The 24,408-nt window shown below is 61.5% G+C and carries 22 protein-coding genes; 8 read left to right on the forward strand and 14 right to left on the reverse strand.

Annotated features, from left to right (window positions below):
• Positions 1-146 precede the first annotated feature (146 nt).
• Positions 147-386: a DUF465 domain-containing protein gene (locus tag ACZRN6_RS31600; RefSeq protein ID WP_322145717.1), complete on the forward strand. Its 240-nt coding sequence runs from the start codon at positions 147-149 to the stop codon at positions 384-386.
• A gap of 125 nt (positions 387-511) precedes the next feature.
• Here ACZRN6_RS31600 and hglS read toward each other — a convergent pair whose 3' ends face one another.
• Complete coding sequence (gene hglS / locus ACZRN6_RS31605) at positions 512-1,870, reverse strand: 2-oxoadipate dioxygenase/decarboxylase HglS (RefSeq protein ID WP_464009672.1); 1,359 nt, start codon at positions 1,868-1,870, stop codon at positions 512-514.
• A 196-nt stretch (positions 1,871-2,066) separates the two neighbouring features.
• Between hglS and ACZRN6_RS31610 the strand changes: the two genes are divergently transcribed.
• Positions 2,067-4,703, forward strand: a complete 2,637-nt coding sequence (locus tag ACZRN6_RS31610; RefSeq protein WP_464009673.1) for an MGH1-like glycoside hydrolase domain-containing protein — start codon at positions 2,067-2,069, stop codon at positions 4,701-4,703.
• 153 nt (positions 4,704-4,856) lie between these two features.
• Here the strand turns inward: ACZRN6_RS31610 and ACZRN6_RS31615 are convergent, their stop codons facing one another.
• Together ACZRN6_RS31615 and ACZRN6_RS31620 are read right to left on the reverse strand one after the other, a co-directional pair.
• On the reverse strand, positions 4,857-5,171 hold the full coding sequence (locus tag ACZRN6_RS31615; protein ID WP_322145714.1) for an SCP2 sterol-binding domain-containing protein: 315 nt from the start codon (positions 5,169-5,171) through the stop codon (positions 4,857-4,859).
• 55 nt (positions 5,172-5,226) lie between these two features.
• Entirely contained in the window at positions 5,227-5,937 is a 711-nt protein-coding gene (locus ACZRN6_RS31620) for a histidine phosphatase family protein (RefSeq protein ID WP_464009674.1), read from the reverse strand.
• Between the two features lie 193 nt (positions 5,938-6,130).
• On the opposite strand from ACZRN6_RS31620, the gene sohB reads away from it, so the two are divergent.
• Positions 6,131-7,156 carry a protease SohB gene (gene sohB, locus ACZRN6_RS31625; protein WP_322145712.1) on the forward strand — a complete coding sequence of 342 codons (1,026 nt, stop codon included), beginning with the start codon at positions 6,131-6,133 and terminating at the stop codon, positions 7,154-7,156.
• Positions 7,157-7,195: 39 nt separating this feature from the next.
• On the opposite strand, the gene ACZRN6_RS31630 is transcribed toward sohB, so the two are convergent.
• A complete protein-coding gene (locus tag ACZRN6_RS31630; RefSeq protein WP_464009675.1) occupies positions 7,196-8,725 on the reverse strand; it encodes an MFS transporter in 1,530 nt (509 codons plus the stop codon).
• A 150-nt stretch (positions 8,726-8,875) separates the two neighbouring features.
• On the opposite strand from ACZRN6_RS31630, the gene ACZRN6_RS31635 reads away from it, so the two are divergent.
• Positions 8,876-9,760 carry a LysR family transcriptional regulator gene (locus ACZRN6_RS31635; protein ID WP_464009676.1) on the forward strand — a complete coding sequence of 295 codons (885 nt, stop codon included), beginning with the start codon at positions 8,876-8,878 and terminating at the stop codon, positions 9,758-9,760.
• Between the two features lie 24 nt (positions 9,761-9,784).
• On the opposite strand, the gene dhaL is transcribed toward ACZRN6_RS31635, so the two are convergent.
• The 7 genes from dhaL to ACZRN6_RS31670 all read right to left on the reverse strand — a co-directional run bounded on the left by dhaL (position 9,785) and on the right by ACZRN6_RS31670 (position 17,192).
• A complete protein-coding gene (gene dhaL / locus ACZRN6_RS31640; protein ID WP_322145709.1) occupies positions 9,785-10,429 on the reverse strand; it encodes a dihydroxyacetone kinase subunit DhaL in 645 nt (214 codons plus the stop codon).
• A gap of 3 nt (positions 10,430-10,432) precedes the next feature.
• Positions 10,433-11,434 (reverse strand): dihydroxyacetone kinase subunit DhaK, encoded by a 1,002-nt coding sequence (locus tag ACZRN6_RS31645; RefSeq protein ID WP_322145708.1) that lies wholly within the window; start codon positions 11,432-11,434, stop codon positions 10,433-10,435.
• 179 nt (positions 11,435-11,613) lie between these two features.
• A complete protein-coding gene (locus ACZRN6_RS31650) occupies positions 11,614-12,729 on the reverse strand; it encodes an MDR/zinc-dependent alcohol dehydrogenase-like family protein (RefSeq protein ID WP_322145707.1) in 1,116 nt (371 codons plus the stop codon).
• Positions 12,730-12,757: 28 nt separating this feature from the next.
• On the reverse strand, positions 12,758-13,513 hold the full coding sequence (locus ACZRN6_RS31655; protein WP_322145706.1) for an SDR family oxidoreductase: 756 nt from the start codon (positions 13,511-13,513) through the stop codon (positions 12,758-12,760).
• A 152-nt stretch (positions 13,514-13,665) separates the two neighbouring features.
• Complete coding sequence (locus ACZRN6_RS31660) at positions 13,666-14,673, reverse strand: substrate-binding domain-containing protein (RefSeq protein WP_177089899.1); 1,008 nt, start codon at positions 14,671-14,673, stop codon at positions 13,666-13,668.
• Positions 14,674-14,730: 57 nt separating this feature from the next.
• On the reverse strand, positions 14,731-15,708 hold the full coding sequence (locus ACZRN6_RS31665) for an ABC transporter permease (protein ID WP_322145705.1): 978 nt from the start codon (positions 15,706-15,708) through the stop codon (positions 14,731-14,733).
• Positions 15,705-17,192, reverse strand: coding sequence for a sugar ABC transporter ATP-binding protein (locus ACZRN6_RS31670; RefSeq protein WP_464009677.1), 1,488 nt, complete (start codon positions 17,190-17,192; stop codon positions 15,705-15,707). Before ACZRN6_RS31670 ends, ACZRN6_RS31665 begins: the two co-directional genes overlap by 4 nt.
• 284 nt (positions 17,193-17,476) lie before the next feature.
• Here ACZRN6_RS31670 and rpiB point away from each other — a divergent pair, with 284 nt between their 5' ends.
• The gene (rpiB, locus tag ACZRN6_RS31675) at positions 17,477-17,938 is read left to right on the forward strand and encodes a ribose 5-phosphate isomerase B (RefSeq protein ID WP_155581986.1); all 462 of its coding nucleotides are present in this window, start codon (positions 17,477-17,479) and stop codon (positions 17,936-17,938) included.
• 63 nt (positions 17,939-18,001) lie between these two features.
• Positions 18,002-18,982 carry a sugar-binding transcriptional regulator gene (locus ACZRN6_RS31680; protein ID WP_464009678.1) on the forward strand — a complete coding sequence of 327 codons (981 nt, stop codon included), beginning with the start codon at positions 18,002-18,004 and terminating at the stop codon, positions 18,980-18,982.
• Between the two features lie 831 nt (positions 18,983-19,813).
• Here the strand turns inward: ACZRN6_RS31680 and ACZRN6_RS31685 are convergent.
• Entirely contained in the window at positions 19,814-20,767 is a 954-nt protein-coding gene (locus ACZRN6_RS31685; RefSeq protein WP_464009679.1) for an aliphatic sulfonate ABC transporter substrate-binding protein, read from the reverse strand.
• A gap of 205 nt (positions 20,768-20,972) precedes the next feature.
• Positions 20,973-21,413, reverse strand: coding sequence for a GFA family protein (locus ACZRN6_RS31690; protein ID WP_322145695.1), 441 nt, complete (start codon positions 21,411-21,413; stop codon positions 20,973-20,975).
• A gap of 117 nt (positions 21,414-21,530) precedes the next feature.
• Here ACZRN6_RS31690 and ACZRN6_RS31695 point away from each other — a divergent pair, with 117 nt between their 5' ends.
• Entirely contained in the window at positions 21,531-22,424 is an 894-nt protein-coding gene (locus tag ACZRN6_RS31695) for a LysR family transcriptional regulator (RefSeq protein ID WP_464009680.1), read from the forward strand.
• Here the strand turns inward: ACZRN6_RS31695 and ACZRN6_RS31700 are convergent.
• Positions 22,412-23,305, reverse strand: a complete 894-nt coding sequence (locus ACZRN6_RS31700) for a LysR family transcriptional regulator (protein WP_464009681.1) — start codon at positions 23,303-23,305, stop codon at positions 22,412-22,414. The genes ACZRN6_RS31695 and ACZRN6_RS31700 overlap by 13 nt on opposite strands.
• Positions 23,306-23,404: 99 nt before the next feature.
• On the opposite strand from ACZRN6_RS31700, the gene ACZRN6_RS31705 reads away from it, so the two are divergent.
• On the forward strand, positions 23,405-24,400 hold the full coding sequence (locus ACZRN6_RS31705; RefSeq protein ID WP_322145692.1) for an aldo/keto reductase: 996 nt from the start codon (positions 23,405-23,407) through the stop codon (positions 24,398-24,400).
• Positions 24,401-24,408: the final 8 nt, after the last annotated feature.

The raw sequence follows: 24,408 nt of genomic DNA on the forward strand, positions 1-24,408 counted from the left end.
CGTGCGCCAAAGGTTTTATGAAATCGTCTGCCCAGCGACGAACGGGGGCGCAAACGCGACAGGTTGATCTCAAACATGACAAGAGCCCGTCGGATGGGCTAGCTTCAAGGGGCATTCAGTCATTGATCAACTTGCGGAGGTACTCCATGCCAGTGAAACACGACCTGTATCAGGACCTGACTTTCACCAAGGAAGACATTCAACAGCGCAGGGCGGGCGACAACTACCTGGATTCGCTGCTCCACCAATACGACGGCGCCGACAAGGAGGTACTGGAACTTGAGTCCTCGAGCGGCGCTGATGAGGAGCTGGAGAAGCTGAAGAAAAAGCGCCTGTTGATCAAAGACAAAATTGTCGAGCAGTTGGAGAAAGCGGCGGCCAAGTAGAAGATTTGTTCAGAATTGCCTGAAAGACAGCGACCCCGTCGCTGCCTATCATGCCCAGCGTTCGCCCGGCACTGGGGCTTTTAGACGGCGCATGGAATGCGCTGTGGCCGGGCGGACGCTGTCTTTCAAGCCAGCAGCGCGCGTTTGCATTCGTCAATCGAGCGCTGCTGGGTTTCCCCGTACAACTTAAGCTCATCAATGGTCTGGCGGCCCAGGGCCTTTTCAAACTCTGCCTGGTTGGAGTTGGCCGCGTAGTGACTTTGCGCAGCATCCCCCAGGTTCGACTGGAAAATCCCCGCCGCACTCACTGGCAGAAAATCCTCGTACACCAGCGGTTCCACGTCCACGTGGCCGGCGGCGATCAGTTCGTCCAGGGTTTTAACCTTGTCCTGGGCGGCCAGGCCTTTCTCGGTCACGAAGTAGCGGAAGTACGCCAGTTCCTGCTCACGCATCTCGCGGTGGTTATCGGGAAACGCCTGGAAGTGCTGCTCCATCAATTCGGTGTAGCGCCCGGCATTGGCCTCATTCGGAAACGCCCCCAATTCATCCCGTGCAGCATTCAGCAGTTGGTCATACAGCGCTCGGCCCTTGGGTGTCAGCGCCACGCCGCGTTGTTCTATTTCACCGAAGCGGGCGCTGTGGCTGCCCTTGGCGTCGGTAAAGGCAATGGCTTCATCCAGCGCCTTGAAGCTGGTCTGGCGCAGCAAGATCGGGCACCGGCGGCGGGGCGGGCCTTCGATCACGGCCTTGGGGGTGATGCCTTTGCCGGGCATCGCGGCCTGCACCTGGTCGATGTCCAGGGTGCGCGGCGTCAGGTGGTTGATGTGCGGGCCCTTGAACGCCACCACGTCGGCGATCAGCCGGTGCTGGTCGCTCAGTTGCTGGTACTGCGCGGCGGTGACGGTGGCGGTGTGGTGCCAGCGGAAGGTTTCCAGGGCTTGCTGGATAAACTCCTCGGCGTGGGTGGCGTCGAGGCCGTCTTCGGCTTCGGCCTGCTGGATCAGCTGCAGGGCGCGCGGGGTGAAGATCGAGCGCTTGGTCAGGGCCGACTGGGCAAACGCCCGCAGTTCAGGGTTCTCGATCAATTCCAGGCGCAGCAGGGAGGTGAACACCCGAAACGGGCTGGTTTGCAGCGCGCTTTCATGCACCGCGCGAAAGGCCGTGGAGTGCACCGGAACCCCGGCCGGCGTGAGGTCGTAATAGCCCACCGGCTGCATGCCCATCACCGCGAACAGGCGGCTGATGGTCGCCAGCTCTTCGGCGGTGCCCAGGCGAATGGCGCCATGGCGCTCCATGTCCAAACGCTGGATTTCCCCGGTGCGTTGCAGTTGGTGAGCCAGCCCGGCGTCGGTTTCCAGCACTCGGGCATTGGTCTGGGCCACCAGTTCCATCAATGCGCCATACAACGGCACTTCATCGCGGTACATGTCGGACATGGCTTTGGAGAAGCCTTTGCGAATCTCGTCAGGGCTGACGGTGGGCATAGAAAAATTCCTGGCGGCTACGAGAGATAAAAAGCACGGTTGCCTGATTTTGTTGGGCCTGCCAGTGCCTTGCAAACGAAGATTCCTCTGGACTTCATTCTGCAAATGAATGAGCTGGATGTCGCCAGCTTCACGTGCATCTCACCGCCGATGGGCTCTACACTGGCCGCCACCTCTGAACGCGACGGAAGAATCGATGACGGCACAGCCTGCGACGAACATTCTGGAAACGATTGAAGGCCAGCGCCTGGCCAACACTGACGGCGAGCGCTGGCGTGACTGGGGCCCCTACCTAAGCGAGCGGCAATGGGGCACGGTACGCGAAGACTACAGCGCCGACGGCGATGCCTGGCGTTACTTTCCCCACGAACATGCCCGCAGCCGCGCGTACCGCTGGGGCGAGGATGGCCTGGCGGGGTTCAGCGACAAGGCCCAGCGCTGGTGCCTGGGCCTGGCGCTGTGGAACGAGCATGATGCGCTCATCAAGGAGCGCCTGTTCGGCCTGAATAACGCCGAGGGCAACCACGGCGAAGACGTCAAGGAACTGTACTTTTTCGTTGATGGCGTGCCGAGCCATGCCTACATGCGCATGCTCTACAAATACCCCCACGGCGCATTTCCCTACGACGACTTGATCACCGAGAACGCCCGGCGTGGGTTGGGGGACGCCGAATACGAAATCCTCGACACCGGGGTTTTCGAAGACAACCGCTATTGCGACGTCACGGTGGAATACGCCAAGCACCAGCCTGACGATGTGTTCATGCGCATCACCGTCCATAACCGTTCGGCCCAGCCCACGCGCTTGCAGGTATTACCGCACCTGTGGGCGCGCAACGACTGGAGCTGGGACGCGGATGCGCCCAAACCCGAGTTGCGCCTGGAGGGCGAACAGGTGGTGGCGCGGCACCATGAATTGTTTGACCGCCACCTGAGCGCGTGGGGCCAGGACGGTGTGGAATGGTTGTTCTGCGAGAACGAAACCAACTTCCCCAAGCTGGACGGGCAGCCTGCGCCGGGGCCGTTCAAGGACGGGATCAATGACTATGTGACCACGGGTTGCGAAGCGGCGATTCGCCGGGATTCGGGCACCAAGGTCGCCGCGCGTTTCATCCTGGAACTGGCGGGCCAGGAAAGCACAACCCTGTACCTGCGCTTTGCCCCGGCGGATGCGCCCTGGATCAACGCACGCAAGCTGTTCGAGCAGCGCCGCCAGGAGGCCGACGATTTCTACGCGGCGCTGCAACAGGGCATCGCCGATGCAGATGCGCGCAATGTGCAGCGCCAGGCCCTGGCCGGGTTGCTGTGGTCCAAGCAGCTGTATTACTTCGACGTGAACCAATGGCTCGACGGCGACCCGTCCCAGCCCGCGCCACCGCCCGAGCGTTTGCATATCCGCAATACCCATTGGCGGCACCTGTCGAACTTCGACATCCTCTCGATGCCCGACACCTGGGAATACCCGTGGTATGCCTCGTGGGACCAAGGCTTTCAGGCGGTAGCCTTTGCGCTGATCGATCCGGGTTACGCCAAGCAGCAGTTGTTGCTGTTGGTGAAGGACCGCTTCATGCACCCGAATGGCCAGTTGCCGGCCTACGAATGGCGGTTTGACGATGCCAACCCACCGGTGCATGCCTGGGCCAGTTGGCGGGTATACCAGCAGGACAAAGCGCTGAGTGGCGTGGGCGACATGGATTTCCTTGAGCGGATCTTCCACAAGCTGCTGCTGAATTTTTCCTGGTGGGTGAACCGCAAGGACGCCGAGGGGCGCAACCTGTTCCAGGGTGGGTTCCTTGGGCTGGACAACATCGCGCTGTTCGACCGCTCGGCCGATTTGCCGCCGGGTTATCAGCTGGACCAGGCTGACGGCACCGCGTGGGTGGCCGCCTATGCCCTGGACCTGATGCGCATCGGCCTGGAGTTGGCCAAGCGCAACGTGGTGTACGTGGACATAGCGGTGAAGTTCTTCGAGCACTTCCTGTACATCGCCGGCGCGATCAACCGTGTCGACGATGGCGCCGAAGGCTTGTGGGATGAGCAGGACCAGTTCTTCTATGACGTGCTGCACCGTCCCGGTGGTGAAAGCGAACCGGTGCGGTTGCGCTCTATCGTCGGCCTGATGCCGCTCTTTGCGGTGCTGGTGCTGGAGCAGCGTGAACACGAAGGGTTGGAAGGTTTGCGCGAGCGCTTGCTGGGCTTTATGAAGCATCGGCCGGACCTGGCCAAGCTGGTGTCGCGCTGGAACGAGCCAGGGCAGGGCAACCGCCTGTTGCTGGCGTTGTTGCGCGGGGAGCGGACCAAGGATTTGCTACGGCGCATGCTCGATGAGTCCGAGTTCCTCTCGACGTTTGGCGTGCGCTCGCTGTCCAAAGCGTTTGCCGAGCAGCCGCTGGCGCTGAAGATGAATGGCAACACGTTGTGTGCCCGCTATGAGCCGGCGGAATCGGACTCGCGGTTGTACGGCGGTAACTCCAATTGGCGCGGGCCTTTGTGGATGCCGGTCAACTACATGTTGATTGAGTCGCTGCGCGAATTTCATCGCTACTACGCCGACAATTTCTCGGTGGAGTACCCGGCGGGAAGTGGGTATCTGGCGTCGTTGGAGGAGGTTGCCGATGGTCTCAGCCAGCGCTTGATCGGGCTGTTTCTAAGGGATGAAAACGGTTCAAGGCCATCAATGGTGGGGTATGCGCAGTTGGAGGCTGACCCGGCGAGTCGCGACCTGGTGTTGTTCCATGAGTACTTTCATGGTGAGACCGGGCGTGGGTTGGGGGCTTCGCACCAGACGGGGTGGAGTGCGTTGGTGGCGCTGTTGTTGCAGCCAAAAACCTGAAAACAACACAACCTGAAGGTGGACGCGGGCCTGTGTGGGAGCTGGCTTGCCTGCGATGCAGACGCCTCGGTGTATCAGTTGCACCGAGGTGATGCTATCGCGGGCAAGCCCGGCTCCCACACAGGCTCGCATGGTCTGGCAGGGTTGCCCTGATCAGGCCGGGAACAGGTCGCTCAATTTCATCGCCAGCATCATGTCGCCTTCAGTGCGTAGTTTGCCGCCCATGAACGCTTGCATGCCGTCGGTTTCGCCGCTGACGATGCCTTTCATGGTGTCGCCGTCCATCACCAGGGTGACTTGGGCGTCAGGGTTTTCACCTTCCAGCAGTTCGCAGGTGTTGTTTTTCACCACCAGCGAGAAGTTCTGGGTGTCGTCGATACGGAAACCGAACACCAGGTCCAGGCCGTCGGCAGCGGCTGGGTTGAATTTGGCTTTCATTGCTTCTACGGCTTTAGCTACGTCAGTCATGGTTTCGATCCTTTAGGGTGAGTCCAGTGACCTTGGGGTCACGGTTGGCCGCAGTTCATCGGAAGGTGATGAGCTGCGGCGCCTTCAACAGTTGCAAGTGGGTATGGCTGTTGAAGGAAGCCAGTGCCACCTCGCGACCACGGAATTTAAGCTGGTTGAGCGAGGTGTTAACAATTTGCCAGTTCAGTTCGAAGGCCTGTGCGGCAGGCATTCGGGTAATCAGGTGAAGCAGGGCAGTGATGGTTCCGCCGGAGGTGAACACGGCGATCTTGTCACTGCCCTGGGCCACTTCGAGGATGCGTTGCAGGCCACCCTGCACACGTTCGACAAACCCCAGCCAGCTTTCCAGCCCCGGCGGGTCGTACGTGCCGGCCAGCCAGAGTTCGACAATCAGGGAAAAGATGCGCTGGAACTCGCCACGGTTTTGCGCGGCGTTGCGCAGGATGTGCAGGGCTTCGGGTTCGCTGTGCAGCAAGTCCGGGAGCAGGGCGCGGATGATGGCCTCGGCGTCGAATTCGTTGAACGCGCTGTCGATTTCCAGCGTGGGTACCGGCAGGCCGAGGGCGCTGTATTGTTCGAAGGCCGCAGTGGCGGTGTGCTGCTGGCGGCGCAGGGCGCCCGAAACGCAGCGGTCGAAGCTCAGGCCCAGCTCGGCCAGGTGGCTGCCCAGCACTTGCGCCTGTTGCACACCGATGGGCGACAGCACGTCGTAGTCGTCTGCACCGAAGGAGGCCTGGCCATGTCGAATCAGGTAGATGCTGCCCACGTCCGTTTTCCCGGTACGTTGAAAGTCTGGCGAGGTTATGAGGATGCCGGGAAGCTGTCAATGAAAAAACATACGCTTGTTTTAAAAGCCCGTTAGAGGCCCGCTGCTGGCGGTTTGATCACTGGCCCCGGGGCGGTGGCGTCGGTATGCTTGGGCAATCCGCGCCTGGCGCACTGCATTAGTAAGGAGTCACATGGATTTTTTGGCTGAGTACGCAAGTTTCCTGGCTAAAACCGTTACCTTGGTCGTCGCCATTCTGGTGGTGCTGGTCACGTTTGCCGCGCTGCGCAGCAAGGGGCGTCGCAAGTCCGCCGGCCAGTTGCAGGTCAGCAAGCTCAATGATTTCTACAAGGGCTTGCGTGAGCGCCTGGAGCAAGCCTTGCTCGACAAGGACCAGCTCAAGGCGTTGCGCAAGTCCGAAAGCAAAACCGAAAAGAAGAACAGCAAGAAGAAACCCGAGGCCAAGCCTCGGGTGTTTGTGCTGGATTTTGATGGCGATATCAAGGCGTCGGCCACCGAAAGCCTGCGCCATGAAATCACTGCATTGTTGAGCCTGGCCACGCCCAAGGACGAAGTGGTACTGCGCCTCGAAAGCGGCGGCGGCATGGTCCACAGCTACGGCCTGGCGTCGTCGCAACTGGCGCGTATCCGCGAGGCGGGCGTGCCATTGACCGTGTGCATCGACAAGGTCGCGGCCAGCGGCGGCTACATGATGGCGTGCATCGGCGAGAAGATCATCAGCGCGCCGTTTGCCATCCTGGGCTCGATCGGTGTGGTGGCGCAGTTGCCCAACGTCAACCGCCTGCTGAAGAAACACGACATCGACTTCGAAGTGCTGACCGCCGGTGAATACAAACGCACCCTGACCGTGTTTGGCGAAAACACCGAGAAGGGCCGCGAGAAGTTCCAGGAAGACCTGGACATCACCCATCAACTGTTCAAGAACTTCGTGTCGCGCTACCGCCCGCAGTTGGCGATTGATGACGTGGCCACCGGCGAAGTCTGGCTCGGTGTTGCCGCGCTGGACAAGCAACTGGTGGACGCGCTGCAAACCAGCGATGAATACCTGGCAACCAAAGCCAAGACCGCCGAGGTGTTCCACCTGCACTATGCCGAGCGTAAAAGCCTGCAAGAGCGGGTGGGCCTGGCGGCCAGCGGTTCGGTAGACCGGGTGCTGCTGACCTGGTGGAGCCGCCTGACCCAGCAGCGTTTCTGGTAACAATTCAACTGACCACCACATTGAGTTGTGGTGGTCACATTACCGAGCTGGTAGTGAGGCCTGTTGCACTGCTGGTATTGGATGCCGCATCAACGCGCCCACCACCAGCGCCCCCAGCAAACCCAACAACCCCGCCACCCACAACACCACGCTGAACCCGCCCACAAACGCCTGCCGCGCCAGTGGCTGCACCGTCTCCCGCGCCGACTCAGGCAGCAAAGCCATCGCCGCCGGCATATCGCCTGCCACCACCCTTGAAGCAATCCCTGCCACCTGTTCCTGCCACTGAGAGCTGATGCCCGCGTGCAGCAACTGTTCGCTATGGCTGCTCAACAACGCTCCATACACCCCAATCGCCAACATGATCGCGCTGAAACGCATGGTGGTGCTCATGCCCGACGCCATCCCCGCGCGGTCCCGTGGCACGCAGGCCATGATGTTTTTCTGCGTATCGCCATTGAGCAATCCCGCACCGGCGCCTGTGACGGCAATCGCCAGGGCGAACGGCAGATAGCCGCCGATATTGACCGCCCAGGCACTCAGCAGGTTGCCGCAACCCACCAGCGCCAGCCCTGTCGCCATCAGAGTGGCCGGGGCAAAGCGGCCGGCCAGGCGCGCGCCTATCCGCGGACAAATCAACATGGTCAAGGCAAACGGCAACATGCCCAGCCCGGAGGCAATCGCGGAGAACCCCAGGCCGTTTTGCAGGTAGAACGGCAGCAGCGTCATCATCACCTGGGCACAGCCGGCGTAGGCGAACATCCCCAGCAGTGCGCCGATGAAGCGCGGGTGTTTGAATAACTTCAGGTCCACCATGGGCCGTTGTTGCAGGCGTTCGGCGAGTACAAACAAACCTAACAGCGCAGCACCACCCAGCAGCCGCGCGTAAGTCAGCGGGTTGTCCCAGCCGATGCGATTGGCTTCGATCAGGCCCCAGATCAAACACAGCAAACTCGCGCTGAAGGTCAGGCTGCCCCAGGGATCAAGCCTGGCGGACTGGGCGTCCCGAGACTCCGGAATCGCGCGCAGCACCAGTCCCATCAGTACCAGGCCGACCGGCAAATTCAGATAGAAAATCCAGCGCCAGCCGAGGAACTGGGTAATCAACCCGCCAAGGGTCGGCGCAGCCGTCATCGCCACGCCCATGCACGCGCCCCAAAAGGCCCAGGCCTTGGCGCGTTCCACTTCGTCATGGAAGGTATGGCCAATGGAGGCCAGGGCCGAGGTCAGCAGCAGCGCTGCGCCGACACCTTTGACGGCACGGGCGATATCCAGGAACAACGCATTCGGCGCCGCACCGCAGCCCAGGGAAGCGAGGATGAAAATACCCAGGCCCCAGACCAGGGTCTTCTTGCGACCAAAGCGGTCGGCAATGCTCCCGGCCGGCAGCAACAGCGCAGCGAAGGCCAGCATATAAGCGCTGACCACCCATTCGATATCGGCGAAATTCGCCCCCAGGTCCCGGGCAATGCTCGGCAGGGTGACGGCGACTATGTTGGTGTCGAGCACAATCAGCGAACAGACGCCGGAGGCGGTCAGCAGTGTGAGGCGCGGGCTGACTTTGCTCATGGTCGAATTACCTGTCGGGCAATCCTGAAGCGGAATTTGACGTGCATCGCAAATGCTCTCTAATGTGGACCTGCTGCGAGCTTATCTCCGACTTCGACGGCTTGTGTTAGGCGCGACCGAGCACTTCATTACCTTTGAGCTAATCCTGTGATGGAAATACGGCATTTCCGCTACTTCCTGGCCGTTGCCCGGCAACGCAATTTCACCCGTGCTGCTGAGCAATTGGGCATTGCGCCGCCGACCCTGAGCCGGCAGATCCAGGACATGGAAAACACCCTTGGCACCCGCTTGTTTATTCGGCGCCAGCGCGAAGTCAGCCTGACCGAGGCGGGCGCGGCGTTGTTGATCGAGGCCGAGGCCACCGTGCGCCAGTTTGAATTTGCCCAGCGCAATGCCCAGCGTGCCGGGCGTGGCGAGATCGGTCATATCGAGTTGGGGTATGTGGCGTCGGCGGTGTATTCGGGGTTGTTGCAGCGCCAGGTGCAGTCGTTCAGCGCGGATTGCCCGGATGTGAGCCTCAGCGTGCGGGAGAGTCCCATGGCAACGTTGCCGGGGCTGGTGGCCGAGGGGCGCTATGACATTGGCTATATTCGTTCGCCGATGACGTTGCCTGACGGTGTCGAGGCCGTGCGGTTGGGCAGTGAGGGATTTGTGTTGGCGCTGCCCCAGGATTCCTGGCTGCTGGGACTAAAGGCGATTACGCCCGAGCACTTGCAGAACGAGACCTTCATCTTGCCCGAGCAAATCAGCGGCACGCTGCACGTGGCGGCGCAGGGCGGTTATGCCCCTCGGTTAGGGCCGCAGCCGGGTGGCTTGGTGGCAGTGATTGCCTTGGTGTCGCTGGGGCAGGGCGTGGCGGTGGTGCCAGCGTCGGTGGTGGGGCATGTGGGCTTGCCGAATGTCGTGTACCGCACGATTGACGGCAGTGAGGCATCGTCGTGGCTGTCGCTGATCCACCGGCGCTTTGAAAAGGCGCCGGCGGTGGCGCGGTATATCGAGCAGGTGCGCAAGGCGTTTCCCACGTCTTTGGCCTGAGCGCGCTTATTTGTGGTGAGGGGTTTACACCAACCTCGGTTGAACCGAATCCGCCAACCGCGTCAGTATCAGGCAGCACGACACCGCACCCGCATCCAGCACGCCCAGCGAGCGCTCGCCCAGCCGGCTGGCCCGCCCAATCTTCGCCACCAGATCCCTGGTCGAATCCCGGCCCTGCGAGGCAGCACTTTTCATCGCATCCAGCGCCTCACTGAACGACGCCCCCGACGCATGGGCCTGTTCAAACGCTTCCACCGCCGGAATCAACGTGTCCATCAAGCACTTGTCACCCACGCCGGCCTCGGTGATGTCCTGCAACGAAGTCAGCCCGCCCCGCAGCAGATGCGCAAAGGTCGGCGCATCAATCTCGTCGCTGCCCCGCACCTCATCCGCCATGCCGATAAACAGGCTGCCATACAGCGGCCCCATGGAACCGCCGATGCCTTCCATCAGGCTCAGCGTCAACTCGTCCAGCGCTTCGGCCAAGGTCAACTGGCGGCCTTCAATCGTGCGCCCGCAATGAGCAAAGCCCTTGGCCATGTTGATACCGTGGTCGCCATCGCCGATGGCGCCGTCGACTTCGCTCAGGTACTCACGGTTGGCAACGATCACGCTGACCAGGTCGGTGACGATGGCGCTGCCGTCGTGGGTGGAGAAATGCTGGCTCATGGTTTAATCCGCCTGGGTCATGCCGATGGAGCGGCAGGGTTGGTCGATCAGGGTTTTCAGCTCGGCGTCCAGGCCGAGCAAGGTCAGGGTCACGCCCATCATTTCCAGGGAGGTGAAGTAGTTGCCCACGTAGCAGCGGTGAATCTTCAAACCCTTGGCCTGCAACTGACGTTCAACCTCGGCGTAGAAAATGTAAAGTTCCATCACGGGTGTCGCACCCAGGCCGGAGACCAGTACTACCACACTGTCGTCCTGGCTGAAGTCGCGGTCGGCGAGGATCGGCGCGAGCATGCGCGCGGCCATGGCTTCGGCAGATTCGATCGCGATGACTTCAATGCCCGGTTCGCCGTGGTGGCCGATGCCCAGTTCCATCTGCCCGTCGGGGATCTGGAAGTTCGGCTTGCCTACCGCTGCAATGGTGCAGGGCGTGAGGCCGATGCCGATGGAGCGGCAGTTGTCGACGGCCTTTTGGGCGACACGAATCACCCCATCCAGGTCGTAATGCTGGGCAGCGGCAGCACCGCCGACTTTCCACATGAAGATTTCCCCGGCCACCCCGCGACGCTTGGCGATGTCGGCCTTGGGCGCCGAGGCCACATCGTCGTTGGCGACCACGGTGCGGATCTGCATGTCTTTGCTGGCGGCCATTTTCATCGCCAGCTTCACGTTCATGTTGTCGCCGGCATAGTTGCCGTACAGGCATGCCACACCGGCGCCGTGGTCGGCGGCGCGGAAGGCGTCGAAGAAGCTTTTGGCGGTGGGTGAGGAGAAAATCTCGCCAACCGCCACGGCGTCCACCAGGCCCGGGCCGACATAACCGAGAAACGCCGGCTCATGGCCGGAACCGCCGCCGGTCACGATGCCCACGCGGCCCTGCGGCGAAGGCTTGGCCTTGCCGATCACCCGTGGATTGGTTTCGTATTGGTGCAGCTCGGGGTGCGCGACCAGAATGCCGCGCAGCATGTCCTCGACCACCTGGTCCGGATCGTTTATCACTCGATTCATAACGCGGTTTCCTGTGTTCTTATTCTTGGTGTGGGAGCCGGGCTTGTGTGGGAGCTGGCTTGCCTGCGATTGCATCGGCTCGGTGTCACTGATAGACCGAGGCGTCTGCATCGCAGGCAAGCCAGCTCCCACAAAAAGCCAAAGCCCGGCTCCCACAGGGTTCTGTGTTATTAGGCAAATCAGGGTTCCAGGACGACTTTAAGCGACTTGTCCCCGCGTTCCATCACCGCAAACGCTTCCTTGAAGTCTGCCAGGGCAAATTTGTGGGTCACCACGTCGCGCATGTCGATCTTGCGGTTGCCGATAAAGTCGATGGCGCGCGGGTACATGTACGGCCCCAGGTGCGAACCCAACACATCCAGTTCCTTGCGGTCGCCGATGATCGACCAGTCCACCGTGGCCTCGTCGTTGAACACGCTGAACTCTACAAAACGCCCCAGCTTGCGCAGCATCGCCAAGCCCTGGTTCACCGCCTTGTGGTGCCCGGTGGCCTCAATGTAAATGTCGCAACCATAGCCATCGGTGATTTCGCGAATCTTCGCCATCACGTCGACTTCGGCCGGGTTCCACACTTCATCCGCCCCCATGCGCAGGGCAAGGGCGGCGCGTTCGGGTTTCATGTCGAGCACGATGAGTTTTTTCGGGTTGCGCATGCGCACCGCGCCGATGATCCCCAGGCCCAGCGTACCGGCGCCGGCCACTACCACGATGTCGTCGAAATCCACATTCGCCCGTTCTGCGGCGTGCAGCGAGCAGGCCAGCGGTTCGATCAGGATCGCCTCGTCCGGGGCAATCGAGTCCGGTACCTGGTGGATGATGCCTTCCTTGGTGAAGATCATGTACTGGGCCATGGCGCCCTGGACGTTGTTCTGGAAGCCGTACAGGTCGTGTTTCTGGCACATCCAATACTGGCCGTGGTTGCAGAAGCGGCAGCCCCAGCACGGCACGATCTGTTCGGAAATCACCCGGTCGCCGACCTTCACCCCACGCTTTTCCGCGCCTGGGCCGAGGGCGACTACGCGGCACACGAATTCGTGCCCGGGAATCATTGGCGGCTTCACGTAGCGCGGTTGCTCGGCGTCGCCCCAGAACGACGGCGCACCGCGATAGGTCTTGATATCGCCCATGCAGATGCCGCACAGCTCGACCTTGGTCAGGATCTCGTCGGGGCCGGGCGTGGGGACGTCGACGGTTTCCAGGCGGTAGTCTTCGGGGCCGTGGCAGACCACGGCCTGCATGGTTTTCGGGATGACGGGCGACAGTTGCTCAGGCGTGCGTTCGGTGACAGTGGACATGACGATAAACCTCACGACAAAAGATCAATTATTGGATGCTGTAGCCGCCGTCGATCACCACGTTTTCCCCCGTGATCATCTGTGCGGCGTCGCTGAGCAGGTACAGCGCCAGCCCGGCGATTTCTTCCGGCTGGGCAAAACGCCCCGCCGGGATCTGCAATTTGGCCCGTTCGCCCAGCTCGCCGGCCCAGGCCTTTTTGCCCAGGGCGGTTTCGACGATGGTCGGGGAGATGGCGTTGACGTTGATGTGCGGTGCCCACTCCATGGCGAGTACTTTGGTCATTCCGACCACGGCGGCCTTGCTGGCGCAGTAGGCGACGTGACGGTCCAGGCCGATCACCGCCGCTTGTGAAGCAAGGTTGACGATGCGCCCGCGGCCCTGGGCAAGCATGTGTTTGGCGCAGGCCTGGGCCACGAAGAAGCTGGCCTTGAGGTTGATGTCGAGGGTGGTGTCCCAGGCGTTTTCGCTGACGTCCAGGGCCTTGTCCAGCAGGGCGACGCCGGCGCTGTTGACCAGGTAATCCAGGCGCTTGAAGTGATCGAACACGTAGTCGACGGTGCTCTGCACCTGGTCGAGTTGGCGCAGGTCCAGGGCGATGCCGATGTTCCCGGCGCCCAGGCTTGCGGCGACTTCGACCACGGCCGGGTCGCGGTCGAGCAGGGCCACCCGCGCGCCGCGTTCCACCAGCAGGCTGGCACACGCCAGACCGATCCCGGCGGCCCCGCCGGTGATCACGGCACAGCGGCCGGTGAGGTCGAAGGCTTGATTCCAGAATCCAGACATGAACATGACTCCTCTTGCTGACAATCGAGATCTAAAGGTGGAGCCCGGTCAAATGTGGGCGCTGGCTTGCCTGCGATGGCATCACCTCGGTACTCCTGATACACCGAGTCGTCTGCATCGCAGGCAAGCCAGCGCCCACATTGATCGTGTTTTTACTTCGTACCGCTCACCTGCTGATACAGCGCATCCGCATTCGCATTGGTCACCGGCACCCATGGCAGGATGTAGTTCTTGGCGGTGCCGTCACCCCATTTCACGTCCTTGCCATAGCGTTCCCAGATCACCGACTGCGGCTTGTAATCCTTGCCGGCCAACGCCCGCAACGCTACATCCAGCGCGCCTTGGGATTGCGCCTGGGCGTCTTGCAGGAAGGTGGTCACCTCATCTTTCTTCGCGGCCTGGATCGCGTCCGGCATGCCGTCGATGGACGTCACCGGTACGTCCTTGGATGTTAGCCCGTGGGACTTCAACGCCTGCACCGCGCCGAGGGCCATGTCATCGTTCTGCGCGATTACCCCGTTGATGCCCTTGGGGTGGGCGTTCAGCCAGTCTTCTGTCAGGGCCAGGGCCTGGGCACGGTCCCAGTTGGCGGTTTTCTTCTCGATGATCTTGATGTCCGGGTGTTTGCCCAGCACTTCCATCTCACCCTTTTCCCGGTCGATCTGGGCCGACTGGCCAATCGGGCCCTGGATGATCACCACGTTGCCACGGCCGTTGAGCTTGTCGACCATGGCCTGCGCCTGGAGGCGGCCACCTTCCACGTCATCGTTGCCCACATACGGCACGTTGGCGTCTGCCACTTTGGTGTTGGAAGCGATCACCACTACGTCGTTGCTCATGGCGGCTTTCACGGTGCCCACGCCGGCCTTGGTGTCGATCGGCACAAACAGGATCGCGTCGTAGTGCTGGGTCACCATGTTTTCAATCTGGTTGTTCTGGGTCAGGGCATCGTAGTTGCCGTCGAATACGGTCAACTGCACGGTGCCGTCCTTGACGGCCGGGTGCTCCTTGAGTTCGCGCACCCAGTTCTGCATGAACTGGCCCTTGAGCCCGTACACGGCGGCGCCGATCTTGTAGGTCTTGCCATCGGCAGCCAGGGCAATGCTGCTGGCAAGCAGGGAGAGTGCCGCGACGGCGGCCAGGGAAATACCAACTTTCATGATGAGAACTCCGCTTATTGTTGTAGGTCGTTCAGTTCGGTTTTCGAGGAAAAGCGACTAGCGTTTTTTCTTGCGCCACACATCAATCAGTACTGCGAACACGATGATCAGGCCCTTGGCGACCTGCTGGTAATACGAGGAAACGCCGAGCAGGTTCAGGCCGTTGTTGATCACGCCGATCAGCAGTGCCCCAAACAGCGTGCCGACAATCGTGCCGGTGCCGCCCGACAGGCTGGTGCCACCGATGACCACGGCGGCAATCGCATCCAGCTCATAAGAAGTGCCGGCCTGGGGCAGGGCGGAGGTGGTGCGCGCCGACAGCACCACACCGGCCAACCCGGCGAGCAGCCCCGAGACCACGTACACCGAAAACATCACCTTGCGCACGCCGATCCCGGAGGTGCGCGCACTCTTCTCGTTGCCGCCCACCGCGTACACATAACGCCCGTAAGTGGTGTAGCGCAGCACCATCCAGAAGATCAGCGCGACCACGGCGAAGATCACGATCGGCACGCCAATCGGGCCGATCTTGCCGATGCCCAGCGCCAGATAAGCGTCGGGCAAGTCGGTGATCGGGCTGCCGTCGTTGAGGATGAAGGTCATGCCCCGGGCGATGCTCAACATGCCCAGGGTCGCCACAAACGGCGGGATCGACAGATTGGCAACCATGAACCCATTCACCACCCCGAGCATCGCGCCCGCGAACATCCCGGCACTGACCGCCGCCAGCACGCCATAGCCCTGGGTCGCGACCATGGCGCTGCACAATCCGGCAAAGGCCAGGATCGAGCCCACCGACAGGTCGATGCCCTTGGTCAGGATCACGTAGGTCATGCCGACTGCGAGAATTCCGTTGATCGAGGTCTGGCGCAGGATGTCCATCCAGTTGCGCCAGGTCATGAAGTATTCGCTGGCGAAGGCCATCACCAGGCACAGCAGGATAAACACCAGCGGCAGGCCGAAGCGGTCGAGGGAAAGACGCAGGCGGCTGCGCGGTGCGGTCGTGATCGGGGCGGCAATGGTTTTGGCATTCATGAGGCAAGACTCAACAAGGCTTCCTGGGAAAGGGCGGTATCGCTGCTGATGGTTACCAGCCTTCCGCCTTTGAACACGGCAATACGGTCACTCAGGTGCAGCAGTTCGGGGGCTTCGGACGACACCACAATCGCCGCGCCACCGGCGCGCGCGAACTGGTCCAGCAGGTGATAGATCTCCTGCTTGGCGCCTTCGTCGATGCCCCGGGTCGGTTCATCGCACAGCAGGCAGATCGGCTGGGTCGACAGGCATTTGGCGAGCACTACTTTTTGCTGGTTGCCGCCGCTCATGGACTCCACCGGCAGGTCCAGGGACGTGGTCTTGATCTGCAGGCGCTTGACCATGTCTTGGGCCAGCTGGTTTTCCTTGCGGGCATTAATCAGCGACCAGCTCGACAACTGCTTGTATGCCGACAACGCGATGTTCGAGAGGATGCTGGCGCTGAGTACCAGGCCGCTGTCCTTGCGGTCTTCGGTGACCAGCGACACGCCGGCCTGGATCGTCGCCTTGGGCAGGCCGATGGGCATCGGTTTGCCTTGCAGGGTCACGCTGCCGGAGTCTGGAGTGGTCAGGCCGTAGATGCAGTTGAGGAATTCACTGCGGCCCGAGCCCATCAGCCCGTAGATGCCGAGAATCTCGCCCTGGCGCAGCTGCAGGCTGATGTCCTGGAACTCGCCGGCGCGGCTCAGGCTGTCGACGTCCAGGCAGCATTCGGCGGCGCATTCGCGGCCCACCTTGTGGTCGATGCGGATGAGTTCCTGGCCGACGATGCCGCGCACCAGGTGGGCGCGGTCAATATCGGCCATGCGCCCGGTCTCCACAAAGGCGCCGTCGCGAAAGATGCTGTAGTCGTCGGCGATTTGCGCCAGTTCGCTGAGGCGGTGCGACACATAGACGATGCCGGCGCCACGGGCGGTGAGGCGGCGGATCGCCTTGAACAGGGTTTCGGCCTCGCGCTCGCCGATGGCCGAAGTCGGTTCGTCCATGATCATCACCTGGCAGTCGTGGCTGAACGCCTTGGCGATCTCCACCAACTGGATCTGCGCCACGCTCAGGCGGTGCATGGGGCGGGTGGCGTCGACGTCGAACTCCAGGCCTTCCAGCAATTCGCGAGTGCGCCGATTGAGTTCCTTGCTGTCGACGATGCAGCCGGCGCGGCGTGGTTCGCGGCCCAGCCAGATGTTTTCGGCGACGGTCATGTAAGGGATCGGCTCCAGCTCCTGGGTGATCATCGCGATCCCCGCAGCCAGTGCTTCACTCGGGCGGTTGAACTGAACCGGTGAGCCGTTGAGCAGGATGGTTCCGGCATCGCGCTGGGTGATGCCCATCAGGATGCTCAGGAAAGTCGATTTGCCTGCGCCATTGCCGCCGCACAGGGCGTGAACGCTGCCGGCCCGCAGAGAGAGGCGCCCCTCACGCAGGGCAGGGATCCCGGCGTAAGCCTTGGCGACGTGTTCAGCCTGGAGCAGTAATGGCGTGGCCATCGGCGTGTCCTCGTGCTGTGAATTCTTATTAGGTCGCACAGTCATGTTTCACTGTGAGCATATGTGTATCAAATGAAATTCTGATCAGTCAATCTCTTTCACTTAAAAGTTGTAAATGGGTGAATTTGCGCAAAGTGCGCCGGTTTAGAGGGCTTTGACTGTGAGGTCAGCTAAATCCTGCTTGACAGGGCGCCAGGAATGTCCGAGAAATGACTGAGCGAAATTTCATAGAGTGATCATATGATCATTCTCCAGTACCCAAAACGGCAGCGGAGCCAAACGCCATGAACACACCTTTCCCGGTGGCTATCGGATGCGATGAAGCGGGTTATGAGCTCAAAGAACTGTTGAAGCGCCACATTGAGGCGCTGGGTTACCCGGTGACCGACTTCGGCACCCATTCCACGGCGCCGGTGCTGTACCCCGACATCGCCCTGGCCGTGGCCACGGCGATCAATGCCGGCCAGCAACGGCTGGGCGTGCTGGTGTGCGGCACCGGCATCGGCATGGCCATCTCGGCCAATAAAGTCCTGGGGATTCGCGCGGCCCAGGCCCACGACACCTATTCGGCGGAGCGGGCGCGCAAGAGCAACGATGCGCAGATCCTGTCCATTGGTGCACGGGTGATCGGCGCGGAGCTGGCCAAGAGCGTCGTCAAATCCTTCCTGGAGTCGGAGTTCGAAGCCGCGCGTTCCGGGGCCAAGGTCGACCGCATCAACGCGATCGAGCGTGACGGGCATCAGTAGTGGACGGAACGGGGCAAGAGTCGGGAGAATGCGCCTTTGACACCGAAACGGAAGCCCGTGCCCATGAGTGACAGTACCCAGCGCATCGCCAGCGACATCGACCTGATGACCGAAGTGGCGATGCTCTATTACCTTGAGAACGTCACTCAGGAAGCCATCGCCAAGTGCTTCGACCTGTCCCGGGCAAAAGTCAGCCGCCTGCTCAAACGCGCACGGGACGAAGGCATCGTCGAGGTGCGGGTGTTGCAGCACCCGGCGATGAACAACGAGTTGGAACAGGCGCTGGTCGAGCGCTTCCAACTGGACCGCGCCTTGATCGCGGTTGACCACAGCGACCCCGACACCCAGCGTTCGGCCGTTGCCAGCCTGGTGGCCAACTACCTGAACAAAACCCTCAGCGACGGCATGATCGTCGCGGTCGGCATGGGGCGTAATGTTGGCGCGGTGGCCGACAACGTGTTCTTGCCGGTGACCCGCAACTGCACGTTTGTGTGCGCCATTGGCGGTTCGCTCAAGGCCGGTGAATACATGAACCCCGACCACATCTGCCGGCGGCTGGCCCTGCGCTTTGGGGGCGAGAGTGAAAGCTTGTACGCCCCGGCGCTGGTGGCCAATCCGGAATTGCGCGGGGTGTTGATCAGCAATGACACCGTGCGTTCCACACTCGACCGCGCCCGCCGTGCCGACATGGCATTGATCGGCATCGGTGACATGAGTGAAAACAGCAACATGGTGCGCATGGGTTGGTTTTCATCGCAGGAAATCGCCCAGGCACGTTTGTCCGGGACTGTGGGGGACATGATGGGGTATGACTTTATCGACATCCACGGGCAGCCGGCGGTCAACGCCATCCAGGGGCGGGTGATCGGGTTGACGGTGCAGGAGCTGTTCCGGATTCCGGATGTGGTGGCGATTGCCAGTGAAAACACCAAGGCGGCGGCGACGTTGGGGGCGTTGCGGTCGGGGGTGATTAATACCCTGGCTACAACGGTGACCAATGCGCATACCATCCTGGCGTTGGATGATGCGACGCGTAAAGGCTGAGGCGCGCGATAGATCAATTTTTTGGGTTGAGTTGGGGGGTGTATATCCATTATTTGGGGTGTTGCTGAAATGGGTTCCGCTCTTACTGCGGCTCACTTTTGAACAGCGCAAAAGTAAGCAAAACGCTCTTGCCCCACCACTCGGCACCTCGCTGTGGCTCGGTGTGCCCGCACTCCGGTAGTACTGCGCGGGCCGCCGCGACGGGGCGTCCCTGCCCCGTCGCGGCTAAACCGGCGTCCTGCCGGTTTACCCGCTCCGTACTACCTGCGTTCGGCCAGCGTGGTTGACGGGGCGCCTAAGATCAAGATCACAAGCAGATCAAGAACACAGCGGCCTACAGGCCGGCTTGAGTGTTAAAAGCCAGATCTACAGCTAAAGCGGGCACGGTTCCAATGTGGGAGCTGGCTTGCCTGCGATGGCATCGCCGCGGGGTGTCTGAGAAACCGAGTCGCCTGCATCGCCGGCAAGCCAGCTCCTACAGATTTTGCCCTGGCTTTTAACACTCAGGTCGGCTCTCAGGCCGCCGTGCACTTGATCTTGCTTTTGATCTGACTGCCCCCTTCAGCCCGAGGCCGAACGCAGGGATTGAGGAGCGGGTAAACCGGCAGGACGCCGGTTTAGCCGCGACGGGCCAGGGACGGGCCGTCGCGGCGGCCCGCGGAGCAATTCCGGAGTGAGGGAACGCCGAGCCACAGCGAGGCGCCGACAGGCGGGGCAGAGCGTTTTGGTTACTTTTGCGCTTTTCAAAAGTGACCCGCTGTAAGAGCGGAACCATAAGCGGCCGTTACGCAAATAACGGATATACACCCACCCCAACCACAGCGTGAACCATCAAGGCTTCCACACCTGCACATCCTGCGCATCCACCGCCTTGGGCAACAACCCCGCCTTGAAGAACGCATCTGCAATCTTCTGCTGCTCTCCCAACTGATCCAGCGTCACCGGCTGCACCTCATAACTGCGATGAGCATTGGCGGCCTCCACCGTCGCCACATCCAGGTTGCCCCACAACGGCCCCAGCACTTTCGCGGCATCACGCGGATGGCTCTTCACCCACTCACCAGCCTGGTGCAGTTGCTCATAAACCACTTTCAGTACCTCAGGATGCGCCTTGGCGTAAGGCGTACCCGTCAGGTAATAACGCTTATAACTGGCAAGCCCAGTGCCGTCCGCCAGGGTGCGAGTGGGCAGTTGACGCTGCACGCTGGTGAGGAACGGTTCCCACGTGACCCAGGCATCCACCTTGTTGTTTTCAAGCGCGGCGCGACCGTCAGCAGGCGTCAGGTACGCCGGCTCGATATCAGAGAACGCCAGGCCCGCTTTGTTCAGCGCAGCGATCAACAAGTAATGAGTGCCGGCAGCCTTGGTCACGGCGATTTTCTTGCCTTTCAAATCCGCCAGTTGCTGGATCGGCGAGTCCTTGCGCACCACGATCGCCTGCGCTTGCGGCGACGGCGCCTCCTGAGCGAAGTAAGTGAGTTTGGCCTGGGCGGCCTGGGCGAAGATCGGCACGGTGTCAGCCACATCGGCGCTGATATCGACGTTGCCGACGTTCAGCGCTTCCAGCAGCGGCAGGCCACTGGGGAACTCGTGCCAGGTGACGTCAATGCCGTCGGCCTTGAGGGCTTTTTCCAGGGTGCCCTGGGTTTTCAGCAAGGTGATCAGGGTCGAGGATTTCTGGTAGCCGATGCGTACGGTTTCCTGGGCTTGAGTGCTCATGGCGGTGCAGAGGCCCAGCGTGGCCAGGCCAGTGATGAAAAGACGATGGAGCGAAAACAGGGGCATGGCGTGCTCGACTCTTAATGAATTAAGGTCAGCTTATTGTTCTAAAAACTATTCGATAAATAATTTTTCGATCTTAGCTTAGGGCTTTATCGGGTGCGCCGTTCGCGGCCTTTCAGCGTCAGGAAAAAAGCAGACGGTTTGCAGGGGTTGCTGCGCAACCCAACGGGAGCAAGCTCCCTCGCCACAGGGTTTGTGTGAGTCATGTCTACAGGGGAACGCTCAACGCCTGCGCAAACGCCTGGGGCGTAGGGCTTTGCGGCCAGGTCGGAACGCCCTCCGTCAACGTCACCCACGGCTGCTTGTGCCGCACCCAAATATGCGCGACAGGCTGCACGGACGGGCTCGCATCCAGCGTCCCGACCCGCAGCACAACCAGCCCTGGCGCGGCCGTCGTGGTGTTGCAGATCCGCGTATGGCACACCCCGCACAACCAATGCTCCGAACGCTGCCCATCAACGTCATAGCCATATTCTGTCAGCGAACCTTCAATCTGCAGCGCATCCGCCGGCAACAGCGCATGCAGCGCAAACGCGCTGCCGCTCCAGGTCTGGCAATGGCGGCAATGGCAGGCATACACCGCCGGCGGCGTGTCGGTATTGAGGGTGTAGGTCACGCTGGAGCAGCGGCATTGGCCGGTGAGTGTCATTTAAAACGATCCTTTGCACAGTGAGGGCGCGAGGCCCATCGGTTATGCTCGCCAGCATGCCGCAGCCCCCGAACAAAGAACATCCGCCAAAACTGCCCAGCGGCTCACAGGAAATGTATGAACGCCCCGCAACTCCAATGGGAAACCCAGCGCGCCTTTCTCGCCGTGCTGCGCACCGGCAGCCTGTCGGGCGCGGCCCGTGTGCTGGGGATCGCCCAGGCCACGGCGCGGCGACGCATTGAAGCGCTGGAGCAGAGCGTCGGCGTCAGCCTGTTTATCCGCTCACCCGCAGGATTGCTGCCCACCGACACCGCCAAGGACCTGATCAGCCACGTGGAAGCGATGGCGGTTGCCGCCAACGCTTTCAACCGCGCAGCCTCGGCCGACGCTGCACTGGCCAGCGGCACAGTGCGCCTCACCAGCGGCAAGCTGCTAGGCGTCGAGGTGCTACCACCGATGTTGCGCAGCCTGCGCCGTGATCATCCGCAATTGGCCATTGAGTTGAGCGTGTCCAATCGCCTGCAAGCCCTGGCCCGGCAGGAGGCCGACGTCGCCGTGCGCATCCGTCGCCCCACGGAAACCACCGTGGTCGCGCGCAAGGTTGGCGACCTGCAAGTGGGGTTGTACGCCACGCCAGAATTGCTGGCAGAGCAGGGCACCCCGGACACTGTTGCGCAATTGCACGGCTACCCGCTGATCGGGCCCGACCGCAACGTGCTGGAGTTAGAGTTCCTGCGTGAGCGTGGTTTCGACTGTTCGGCGCCCAATGCACTCATCCGCACCGACGATCACCTCGCGCAATTGGCCGCGCTGCGTGCCGGGTTGGGTATTGGCGTGTGTTCACGCCAGGTGGCGCAGCGTCACGGGCTGGTGCGGGTGCTGCCCGGGCAGGTGGATTTCAACGTCGACGTGTGGATTGCCATGCACCAGGACGTGCGCAAGGTCCAGCGCATCGCCCTGGTGTTCGATGCGCTGGGCGGCGCGCTGACGGATTTCTTTCAACCGCGATAACGCAATGCTTCCACCAAAAGCGCAAACGCGGGCGAGGCCTGGCGACGGCTGGGGTAATACAGATGGAAGCCGGCGAACGGCGCGCACCAGTCATCCAGCACCTGCACCAGGCGCCCGTCCGCCAGATAAGGTGCCACCAGGTCGGCAGGCACGTAGCTCAAGCCGAGGCCGTCAACCGCCGCCTTGAGCAATGGGTACACACCATTGAACGTCACCTGGCCAGACACTCGCACATTCAGGCTTTCCTCGCCTTTCTTGAACTCCCACACATACAGGCCGCCATTGGTGGGCAGGCGCAAGTTGTTGCAGGCGTGATCGGTCAAGTCCCGTGGCGTGTGCGGTATCGCGCGCTGGGCAAAGTAGGCCGGTGAACCCACCACCAACATCCGCATATCAGGGCTGATACGCGTGGCAATCATGCCCTGGGCCACGTCTTCCCCAAGACGTACGCCGGCATCGAAGCCTTGGGCAGCAATGTCGACAAAGCCGTAGTCGCAACACACCTCCACGGCGATATCCGGGTACTTCGCCAGGAATGGTTTCAGCACCGGCCACAGAATGAACTCCAGTGCGTGGTCCATGGCGTTGATGCGAATGGTGCCGGAGGGCCTGTCCCGCAAGTTGCTCAGGCCTTCAAGGCCCACCTGGATTTCATCGAAGTGCGGACCGACCGTATCGATCAAGTGCTGCCCGGCTTCGGTGGGCGATACGCTGCGGGTGGTGCGGGTCAGCAGACGCAGCCCAAGGCGCGCTTCCAGGGCACGGAGGGTATGGCTCAACGCCGACTGGGTAACCCCCAGTTTGGCCGCCGCCTTGGTAAAGCTGCGCTCCCGGGCTACCGCCAGAAAGGCGAGCAGGTCGTTGGCGTTTTCCCTGAGCATTGGTGAGATACCCTCATAAGTATTTTCAGATTCTAGCGGCTAATTATCACAATTCGTACCTGTTAGATTGGATTCAGTGCCCTTGAACGGAGAATGACCATGCTTAAACGCACACTCGGTAACAGCCCACTTGAAGTCTCGGCCCTGGGACTCGGTTGCATGGGCATGAGCTTTGGCTACGGACCCGCTGGCGACAAACAACAGATGATTGCCTTGCTGCGCAACGCGGTTGAACAAGGCGTGACCTTCTTCGATACCGCCGAAGTCTATGGTCCGTTCATCAACGAAGAGTTGCTCGGTGAAGCGTTGTCGCCACTGCGTAAGCAGGTGGTGATCGCCACTAAGTTCGGCTTTGCCCTGGACCCGTCCGGCAACGGCAAATGGTCCGGTCTCAACAGCCGCCCGGAGCATATCCGCCAAGTGGCTGAAGCGTCGCTCAAGCGCCTGAAGACGGACGTCATCGACCTGTTTTATCAGCACCGGGTTGATCCGAACGTGCCGATCGAAGACGTGGCGGGTGCCGTGAAGGATTTGATTCAGGAGGGCAAGGTCAAGCATTTCGGGTTGTCTGAAGCGGGCGCCTCGACCATCCGCCGCGCCCATGCCGTTCAACCAGTGACCGCGTTGCAGAGCGAGTATTCGCTGTGGTGGCGCAAGCCGGAGGCCGAGGTGCTGCCACTGCTGGAGGAACTGGGCATTGGCCTGGTGCCTTACAGCCCACTGGGCAAAGGTTTCCTCACGGGCAAGTTCGACAGCCACAGCACCTTTGACAGCTCGGACTTTCGCAGCAGTTTGCCGCGGTTCACGCCCGAAGCCTTGCAGGCCAACCAGGCCCTGGTGGCCTTGCTGCGCCAGGTCGCCCAGCGAAAAAACGCCACGCCCTCGCAGATCGCACTGGCCTGGCTGCTGGCCCAGAAGCCATGGATTGTGCCGATTCCAGGCACCACCAAAACCTCGCGCCTGACGGAAAACCTGGGGGCCGTCGAGGTGCAGCTCAGTGCGACAGAACTCAGTGAACTGGACGTCGCCGCTGCGAACATCGCGGTGCACGGTGACCGTTATCCCGAAGCCCTGGAACGGATGACTGGCCTATGAAAACCAGC

This window comes from Pseudomonas sp. A125 (assembly GCF_055409485.1).

Excerpts from the sequence above, each read along its gene's own strand:
- ACZRN6_RS31635 (WP_464009676.1), top strand. The coding sequence starts at position 8,876 with ATGGAAATACGGCATTTCCGCTACTTCCTGGCCGTTGCCCGGCAACGC.
- dhaL (WP_322145709.1), bottom strand. The coding sequence starts at position 10,429 with ATGAGCCAGCATTTCTCCACCCACGACGGCAGCGCCATCGTCACCGAC.
- ACZRN6_RS31700 (WP_464009681.1), bottom strand. The coding sequence starts at position 23,305 with ATGCTCAGGGAAAACGCCAACGACCTGCTCGCCTTTCTGGCGGTAGCC.
- ACZRN6_RS31615 (WP_322145714.1), bottom strand. The coding sequence starts at position 5,171 with ATGACTGACGTAGCTAAAGCCGTAGAAGCAATGAAAGCCAAATTCAAC.
- ACZRN6_RS31650 (WP_322145707.1), bottom strand. The coding sequence starts at position 12,729 with ATGTCCACTGTCACCGAACGCACGCCTGAGCAACTGTCGCCCGTCATC.
- rpiB (WP_155581986.1), top strand. The coding sequence starts at position 17,477 with ATGAACACACCTTTCCCGGTGGCTATCGGATGCGATGAAGCGGGTTAT.
- ACZRN6_RS31655 (WP_322145706.1), bottom strand. The coding sequence starts at position 13,513 with ATGTCTGGATTCTGGAATCAAGCCTTCGACCTCACCGGCCGCTGTGCC.
- ACZRN6_RS31670 (WP_464009677.1), bottom strand. The coding sequence starts at position 17,192 with ATGGCCACGCCATTACTGCTCCAGGCTGAACACGTCGCCAAGGCTTAC.
- ACZRN6_RS31645 (WP_322145708.1), bottom strand. The coding sequence starts at position 11,434 with ATGAATCGAGTGATAAACGATCCGGACCAGGTGGTCGAGGACATGCTG.
- ACZRN6_RS31685 (WP_464009679.1), bottom strand. The coding sequence starts at position 20,767 with ATGCCCCTGTTTTCGCTCCATCGTCTTTTCATCACTGGCCTGGCCACG.
- ACZRN6_RS31695 (WP_464009680.1), top strand. The coding sequence starts at position 21,531 with ATGAACGCCCCGCAACTCCAATGGGAAACCCAGCGCGCCTTTCTCGCC.
- ACZRN6_RS31680 (WP_464009678.1), top strand. The coding sequence starts at position 18,002 with ATGAGTGACAGTACCCAGCGCATCGCCAGCGACATCGACCTGATGACC.
- ACZRN6_RS31665 (WP_322145705.1), bottom strand. The coding sequence starts at position 15,708 with ATGAATGCCAAAACCATTGCCGCCCCGATCACGACCGCACCGCGCAGC.
- ACZRN6_RS31610 (WP_464009673.1), top strand. The coding sequence starts at position 2,067 with ATGACGGCACAGCCTGCGACGAACATTCTGGAAACGATTGAAGGCCAG.
- ACZRN6_RS31660 (WP_177089899.1), bottom strand. The coding sequence starts at position 14,673 with ATGAAAGTTGGTATTTCCCTGGCCGCCGTCGCGGCACTCTCCCTGCTT.
- ACZRN6_RS31690 (WP_322145695.1), bottom strand. The coding sequence starts at position 21,413 with ATGACACTCACCGGCCAATGCCGCTGCTCCAGCGTGACCTACACCCTC.
- ACZRN6_RS31705 (WP_322145692.1), top strand. The coding sequence starts at position 23,405 with ATGCTTAAACGCACACTCGGTAACAGCCCACTTGAAGTCTCGGCCCTG.
- ACZRN6_RS31600 (WP_322145717.1), top strand. The coding sequence starts at position 147 with ATGCCAGTGAAACACGACCTGTATCAGGACCTGACTTTCACCAAGGAA.
- hglS (WP_464009672.1), bottom strand. The coding sequence starts at position 1,870 with ATGCCCACCGTCAGCCCTGACGAGATTCGCAAAGGCTTCTCCAAAGCC.
- ACZRN6_RS31630 (WP_464009675.1), bottom strand. The coding sequence starts at position 8,725 with ATGAGCAAAGTCAGCCCGCGCCTCACACTGCTGACCGCCTCCGGCGTC.
- sohB (WP_322145712.1), top strand. The coding sequence starts at position 6,131 with ATGGATTTTTTGGCTGAGTACGCAAGTTTCCTGGCTAAAACCGTTACC.